This is a genomic window from Massilia sp. 01N410 (assembly GCF_056399665.1).
In genome coordinates this window covers 311,629-318,665 of sequence record NZ_JBFTRV010000006.1, presented here as the reverse complement: position 1 = coordinate 318,665, position 7,037 = coordinate 311,629, and the positions used below count along the sequence as shown (strand labels likewise).

Sequence of the window (7,037 nt, the reverse complement as noted above, 5' to 3'; positions counted from 1 at the left end):
CGTCCGGGGTAGCCAGGCTTGCCGCCGTTAACAAGCCGAACAGTTGATCGAAGGTCGGGCCCGGCATCGTCACTCCACATGAGTTAACTCGACAATGCGTATGACCTGCGCAACCCGTTTCAGTTCACATAATTAACGCGCACACAGCCAAAGAAAACGCGCCCCGGAGGGCGCGCTCTGGACCGGCTCTTTTACTTCAGGGCTTGCGTTTGAAGCCGGTGTCGTCGTCCATGTCCTGGTCGCCGGACAGGCGGTTGGCGTAGCCCGGGCTGCGCGGATAGCCGCCTGCGGCATCGTTGGACTGGTGCGCCGGTGGTCCGCCGTCGGCCGCGCCGGCGCCGGTCTGCGAGCCGCTGCGGTCAGTGCTGGTCACAGCGTTTTGGGCGCCGGTATTGCCCGGCGAGCGCGGCAGGCCGCCGGCCACGTCGTTCGATTCGTGCACGCCGCCGATGCTGGGGGCCTGGTTGGACATCGAGTGCGAGCCGGCCACGCCCAGCTGGGTATTGCCGCGCTGGGCTTCCTGGCCCGGCTCGTTCTCGTCCAGCCTGCCCTGGGCATTGCCCTGCGATCCGCTCAGCGGGCCGCGCATGCCGCCGCCGCTGCGGGTCGAGTTGTCGGACACGTACAGGCTGCTACCCTGCTGGCGGTTGCCGGTCGCGGAACCGGCGTTCAGGCTGGCCGGCGGGCTTTGCGGACCACGCATGCCGCCGCCGCTGGTACTGGTGTCCGAGGTTCCCTCGATCACCGAGCCCGACTGCATGCTGCCGTGGTAAGGTCCAAGCGAGCCGCCCTGCAGGTCCGGCTGGTTCGGGTTCTGCGAGGCCATCGTGCCACGGACCACGTCGCGGTGCATATCGCGCTGCTGCTTCAGATCGACACCCGTATCGTGTGGGCGATGTCCGACAGGCTCTTCCAGGATGCCGTAGGCGCCGGACTTCTGTTCCATCTGGCGCTGGTGGCTGTCGGTGATGCCTTGCACCGTGCCCGAGCCGCCGCTCATCTGGCTCTGCATCGAGCCCTCCGATGCCATCGACTGCCTGCAGCTGTCCGCCCGTTCAGCCTTGCCGCCGGCTTGCGGCGCCGGGCCGGCGCCCATGGTGTCGATGCCCTGGTTGCCCTGCTGCTGCACGCCCAGACCCTGCGGGTAGGTGTGGTCGAGCGGTCCGTCATCCGCGGTCTTGCCCTTCGAACCGGGCGTCCATTTTTCGTTGGCGAGGTTGTTTGTCTGGTTGTTGACTTCGCTGCGTTGGTTCGCGTCCATAGCCGACTCCTTTCAACTGGAACATGCATTCTCAGGACGATGATGCGCCCTTGATAAGACATTCAGTATAGGAAGAGACTGCGGGTGATTGTAGGACTAATACTGACGACCCCACCTCTTGGACATTTACTACTGGAAGTAGATTGCGGATGTGCATTTTCTGTCTCACATTGTCCTACAAAGTCATCTGAAAATGTCCTATACCCTCATCCATCATGCATGCCTAAGATGATTCCGACCGAGCACTCATCGGTGTCTGCCGAGAGCATCGGATTCGGCCTGCCGCAGGACGCGGCGGTTTCTAGAGCATTGAGGAGAAAGCATCATGGCTTCGAACAACCAGGGCAACAAACAGAGTGGCGGTACCAAAAACCGCGGTTTCGCATCGATGGATCCTGAACGTCAGCGCGAGATCGCCAGCCAGGGTGGCAAGGCCGCTCACCAGAAGGGCACGGCGCACGAGTTCACCTCGGAAGAGGCTCGTCGCGCAGGCAGCATGAGCCATGGCAATCGCCAATCGGCCTCGGGCTCGTCGCGCAGCTCGTCGCGCGGCAACAAACAGTAAGCAGCCGGTTCGGAGGACGGTGGCGGCGCCATCCCTTCCTGCCAGCAATCGACCGGGGAGCGCGAGCTCCCCGTTTTGTTTTTCTTTCACACAATTCGCGTATGGGATGCGGTAGAATCGCTGCGCCTTTTTGTCCAATCTCATAGGAGTTGTTCGTGAAATCTGCGGTCATCCGTCAAGTCAAGAGCATGAGCATGTCGTGCGACCGGGTCGGTAATCTCTTGCTGGCCAAGTTTTCGGCACAGGGTGCGAATGACACCTGCTTCGTCCTTCCCGCCTCGATCGTGTTCTTCCTGATCAAGAACCTGCCGGCGAACCAGGATCCCACCCTGCAGCCGCCGCCGGCCGGGCCGCAGATCACGCAGGCGGACTGGGACAGTCCGAACGTTCCGCGTGCCTTCACGGTCAACTGCAAGGTCCTGCCGGGCAAGATCAGCATGACCTTCAACCTCGACGTCAAGCCGGACCAGACCCTGGTCCTGGATCGCAGCAACGTCGAACTGATGCGCCAGATCCTGCTTGCCTACAGCCAGGACCTGATCGACCTCGACGCCATCTGAAAGGAGTGACCATGCCCATCAAGATCAGCCAGCACTTCGACTCCGGCGCCATCGACGTCGTCAGCGCGGAAAGTCCGCAAAAGATCGACCTGAACCTGCGCCAGGATTCGCACGCCGACATCCACCAGTGGTTCCACTTCCGCCTGCAGGGCGCGCGCGGCCAGGCCTGCACCATCCGCTTCCTGAACGCCGGCCAGGCAACCTATCCGAAGGGCTTCGAAGGCTACCAGGCGGTCGCCAGCTACGACACCGAGAACTGGTTCCGCGTGCCGACCAGCTTCGACGGCCAGGTGATGACCATCAACCACACGCCGGAACTGGACAGCATCTATTACGCCTATTTCGAGCCCTACACCTGGGAGCGCCACCTGCGCCTGCTGGGCGAAGTGGCCGAGAACCCGATCGCCCGCGTGCACGACATCGGCACCACGGTCGACGGCCGCGACATGAACCTGGTGGTGATCGGCAACCCGAACGCCGAGAAGAAGATCTGGGTGATCGCCCGCCAGCACCCGGGCGAAACCATGGCCGAATGGTTCGTCGAGGGCATGATGGATGCGCTGCTCGACGATTCGAACCCGGTCTCGCGCAAGCTGCTGCAGCGCGCCGTGTTCTACATCGTGCCGAACATGAACCCCGACGGTTCGGTGCGCGGCAACCTGCGCACCAACGCGGCCGGCGCCAACCTGAACCGCGAGTGGATGACCCCGTCCCTCGAACGCAGCCCGGAAGTCCTGTGCGTGAAGCGCAAGATCGAGGAAACCGGCGTCGACATGTTCTTCGACATCCACGGCGACGAAGCCCTGCCGTACAACTTCGTGGCCGGCAGCGAGATGCTGACCGACTTCACGCCGGAACGCCTGGCGGCCCAGAACGCCTTCATCCAGCGCTACATGGCGTCGAGCCCGGACTTCCAGAACGTCTACGGCTACGCGGCCTCGAAGTACAACGAGGAACTGCTGACCCTGGCATCCAAGTATATCGGCCACACCTACAAGTGCCTGTCGCTGACCCTGGAAATGCCGTTCAAGGACAACGCCAACCTGCCCGACCCGCACGTGGGCTGGAACGGCGCCAGGAGCAGCGCGCTGGGCGCGGACATGCTGCAGCCGATCCTGCTGTCGCTGGACGATTGAAGGGAAGGGAGGAATCATGGGCATCGAAATCGAGCGCAAGTTCCTCCTCAACGGTGAAGGCTGGCGCGGGCTCGGCCAGCCGACCCTGCTGCGCCAGGGCTACCTGAGCTCCGACCCGGTGCGCACCGTGCGCGTGCGCATCGAGGGCGAGCGGGCCGTCATCACCATCAAGAGCAAGAACACCGGCGCCACGCGCGGCGAATGGGAATACGAGATCCCGGTGCCGGACGCCGCCGAGCTGCTGGACCGCCTGTGCGAGCAGCCCCTGGTCGAGAAGACCAGGCACCGCATCGAGCATGCCGGCCACACCTGGGAAGTCGATGAGTTCCGGGGCGAGAACGCCGGCCTGGTGGTGGCCGAGATCGAGCTCGGCAGCGAAGACGAAGCCTTCGAGAAGCCCGACTGGATCGGCCAGGAAGTGACGGGCGATCCGCGCTACTACAACTCCAGCCTGATCCGGCTGCCATATTCCAAGTGGAAAGACCAGGCCTGATGCGCACAGGCCGCCGTACGATCCTGTCCCTGGCAGTCGTACTGGCGGCCGCGCCTGCCGCCTTCGCCGCCGCCGCCGGCACACCGTATTTCCCGCCCGCCGGATCTTGGGAGCACAAGTCTCCCGCGGCGCTGGGCATGGATCCCGCGAAATTGGCTGAAGCCATCGCCTACGCCGGCGCCCACGAAACCGAAAGGGCCGCGGATTTCTCGGACCAGCAAAAGACCTTCGGCCAGCCGCTCGGCTCGCTGCCGACGAAGCGCGCCGCCACCAATGGCGTGGTGATCTACAAGGGTTATGTGGTGGCCGAGTTCGGCGATACCCGGTTCGTCGATCCGACCTATTCGGTGGCGAAAAGCATGCTCTCGACCGTGGCCGGCATCGCCCTGCGCGATGGCAGGATCGCCGACCTGAACCAGCCGGTGGGGCAAAGCGTGCAGGACGGCGGCTATGCCTCGCCGCACAATGCCGCCATCACCTGGAAGCAGCACCTGCAGCAGGAATCCGAGTGGGAAGGCAGCATGTGGGGCAAGAACGCCGACTTCATCGGCGTTGACGCCTTCGGCGCCGGCGAACGCAAGCCGCGCCAGTTCGGCGCGCCGGGCAGCTATTACGAATACAACGACGTGCGCATCAACCGCCTGGCGCTGTCGCTGCTGCGCGTATTCGACCGCCCGCTGCCGGACGTGTTCCAGCAGGAAGTGATGGACCCGATCGGCGCCTCGAATTCCTGGAAGTGGGTGCCTTACCACAACAGTTACGTCGAGCTGCACGGCAAGCCGGCGCCTTCCGTCAGCGGCGGCACGCGCTGGGGCGGCGGCATGTGGATCGATTCCTGGGACATGGCGCGCTTCGGTTACCTGTGGCTGCGCGGCGGCGCCTGGGCTGGCCGCCAGATCGTGCCGCAGGACTATGTGAAAGCGGCCTTGACGCCGAGCGAGCACGGTCCGGATTACGGCTACCTGTGGTGGCTCAACACCAAAGGCAAGAACCTGCCGGGCTTGCCGGCCACCGCCTATGCGGCGCTGGGCGCGGGCAGCAACGACATCGTGATTTCACCCGAGCACGACCTGGTCATCGTGTGGCGCTGGCATGCCGGCAATCCGGCCGAGTTCGCGAAGCGGGTGATTGCCGCGATCCGCCAAAACTAGCGTACATTGGCGGCCATGATCCTCAGCGAGGAATACCCGCCATGCCAGACCAATTTCCCGCATTCGGTTCCTATGCCCTCGGGGCCGACGCCGAGCCGCGAGCCGCCGTCGACCTCGCCACCCGCGGCCACCAGATCTTTCCCACCCTGAACGCCGACGACCTGCGGCGGGTGCGGCGCTTCGGCGTCCCGCGCCGCTGGCAGGACGGCGACTGCGTGTTCCGTGCCTGCGTCGACTCGCCCGGCATGATCGTCGTCCTGAACGGACACCTGGTGTGCAGCCGCACCGATGCGCTCGGCAAGCGGGTCGAGGTGGTCGATTACGGACCCGGCCAGTTCAGCGGCGAGGTCGCGCAATTGTCCGGCCGGCCGCCGCTGGTGGACGGCATGGCGGTGGGCCAACTGGACGCCCTGGTGCTGGACGCCGCCTCGATCCGCGCCCTTCTCATGGCCGAGGCCGACCTCGGCGAGCGCCTGATGCGCGCCTTCATCCTGCGCCGCGTGCTGCTGATCGGCGACCATCCCGGCGGACCCATCCTGATCGGCCCGCCCGCCCACGCCGGCCTGTTCGAGCTCGAGAATTTCCTGTCCCGTAACGCCTATCCCTACACGCGGCGCGATCCGGCTCGGGATCCGGAGGCGGCCCAGCTGGTGCGCGAGCATTGGCATCAGGACGCCGACTGGCCGCTGGTGGCGCTGCCCGACGGCTTCGTGATGCGCAATCCCAGCCTGGCGGAACTCGGACGCTGCATCGGCACCTTGCCGCGCATCGACCGCGGCAAGGTCTACGACGTGCTGGTGGTGGGCGCCGGCCCGTCCGGCCTGGCCACCGCCGTGTATGCGGCCTCGGAGGGCCTGTCGGTGATGGTGCTGGACCAGCGCGCCTACGGCGGCCAGGCCGGCGCCAGCGCGCGCATCGAGAACTTCCTTGGCTTCCCGACCGGCATTACCGGCCGCGCCCTGGCCGGCCGCTCCTACGTGCAGGCGATCAAGTTCGGCGCCGAGATCGCGATCCCGGCCCGCGCCACGCGCCTGCTGTGCCACGAGCGGCCGCTGAGGGTGGAGCTGGAAGACGGCACCTGCCTGCGCGCGAAGTCGGTGGTGCTGGCGTCCGGCGCGCGCTACCGCCGCCCGGAATTGCCGGACCTCGAGCGCTACGAGGGGCGCGGCGTCTACTACTGGGCTTCGCCGGTGGAGGCTGGACTGTGCCGCGGCCAGCCGGTGGTGCTGGTCGGCGGCGGCAACTCGGCGGGCCAGGCGGCCGTGTTCCTGTCGGCGCATGCCTCGACCGTGCACCTGATGGTGCGCCGCGCCGGACTCGAGGACACCATGTCGAGCTACCTGATCGAGCGCATCGCGGCCACGCCCAACATCACGCTGCACACGCGCATCGGCCTGGACGCACTGGAGGGCGACGAGAACGGCCTGAGCCGGGTGCGCTGCCACGGCATCGAGGACGGCAGGGAGCAGGCCTTCGAGACCCGCCACATGTTCCTCTTCGTCGGCGCCGACCCGAACAGCGACTGGCTGCGCGAGTGTGCGGTGGCGCTGGATGACAAGGGGTTCGTGCTGACCGGCCCGGATGCCGGCCGCGATCATCAAGCGCGTGCGCTGGAGACCAGCGTGGACGGGGTGTTTGCGGTGGGGGATGTGCGGGCCGGGTCGACCAAGCGGGTGGCGGCCGCGGCGGGGGAAGGGGCTGCGGTGGTGGCGCAGATTCATGGGTATCTGGCAAACCACACCGTCATCCCCGCGAAAGCGGGGATCCATATTGAGGCACCGAAGTAGCGTATTGCGCGTCAAGGCGGCGTTGCCGATCTCGGAAGTTCAGCATGGGTCCCGCTTTCGCGGGGACGACGGTGGAATGCGTTG

7 protein-coding genes are annotated in these 7,037 nt (G+C 65.8%); 6 read left to right on the top strand and 1 reads right to left on the bottom strand.

Translation table 11 applies throughout. The features are described from left to right. Positions 1-196: 196 nt before the first annotated feature. Positions 197-1,261 (bottom strand): hypothetical protein, encoded by a 1,065-nt coding sequence (locus tag AC1DOP_RS11280; RefSeq protein ID WP_442121967.1) that lies wholly within the window; start codon positions 1,259-1,261, stop codon positions 197-199. A gap of 325 nt (positions 1,262-1,586) precedes the next feature. On the opposite strand from AC1DOP_RS11280, the gene AC1DOP_RS11275 reads away from it, so the two are divergent. The 6 genes from AC1DOP_RS11275 to AC1DOP_RS11250 all read left to right on the top strand — a co-directional run bounded on the left by AC1DOP_RS11275 (position 1,587) and on the right by AC1DOP_RS11250 (position 6,953). Next, the gene (locus AC1DOP_RS11275; RefSeq protein WP_047823953.1) at positions 1,587-1,826 is read left to right on the top strand and encodes a KGG domain-containing protein; all 240 of its coding nucleotides are present in this window, start codon (positions 1,587-1,589) and stop codon (positions 1,824-1,826) included. Positions 1,827-1,981: 155 nt separating this feature from the next. Next, positions 1,982-2,386 carry a hypothetical protein gene (locus tag AC1DOP_RS11270; RefSeq protein ID WP_442121966.1) on the top strand — a complete coding sequence of 135 codons (405 nt, stop codon included), beginning with the start codon at positions 1,982-1,984 and terminating at the stop codon, positions 2,384-2,386. A gap of 11 nt (positions 2,387-2,397) precedes the next feature. After that, entirely contained in the window at positions 2,398-3,522 is a 1,125-nt protein-coding gene (locus AC1DOP_RS11265; RefSeq protein ID WP_442121965.1) for a M14 family metallopeptidase, read from the top strand. A gap of 16 nt (positions 3,523-3,538) precedes the next feature. Further along, positions 3,539-4,015 (top strand): CYTH domain-containing protein, encoded by a 477-nt coding sequence (locus tag AC1DOP_RS11260; RefSeq protein ID WP_442121964.1) that lies wholly within the window; start codon positions 3,539-3,541, stop codon positions 4,013-4,015. Then, complete coding sequence (locus AC1DOP_RS11255) at positions 4,015-5,166, top strand: serine hydrolase domain-containing protein (protein WP_442121963.1); 1,152 nt, start codon at positions 4,015-4,017, stop codon at positions 5,164-5,166. Before AC1DOP_RS11260 ends, AC1DOP_RS11255 begins: the two co-directional genes overlap by 1 nt. Positions 5,167-5,207: 41 nt before the next feature. After that, positions 5,208-6,953, top strand: a complete 1,746-nt coding sequence (locus tag AC1DOP_RS11250) for an FAD-dependent oxidoreductase (protein WP_477251131.1) — start codon at positions 5,208-5,210, stop codon at positions 6,951-6,953. Positions 6,954-7,037: the final 84 nt, after the last annotated feature.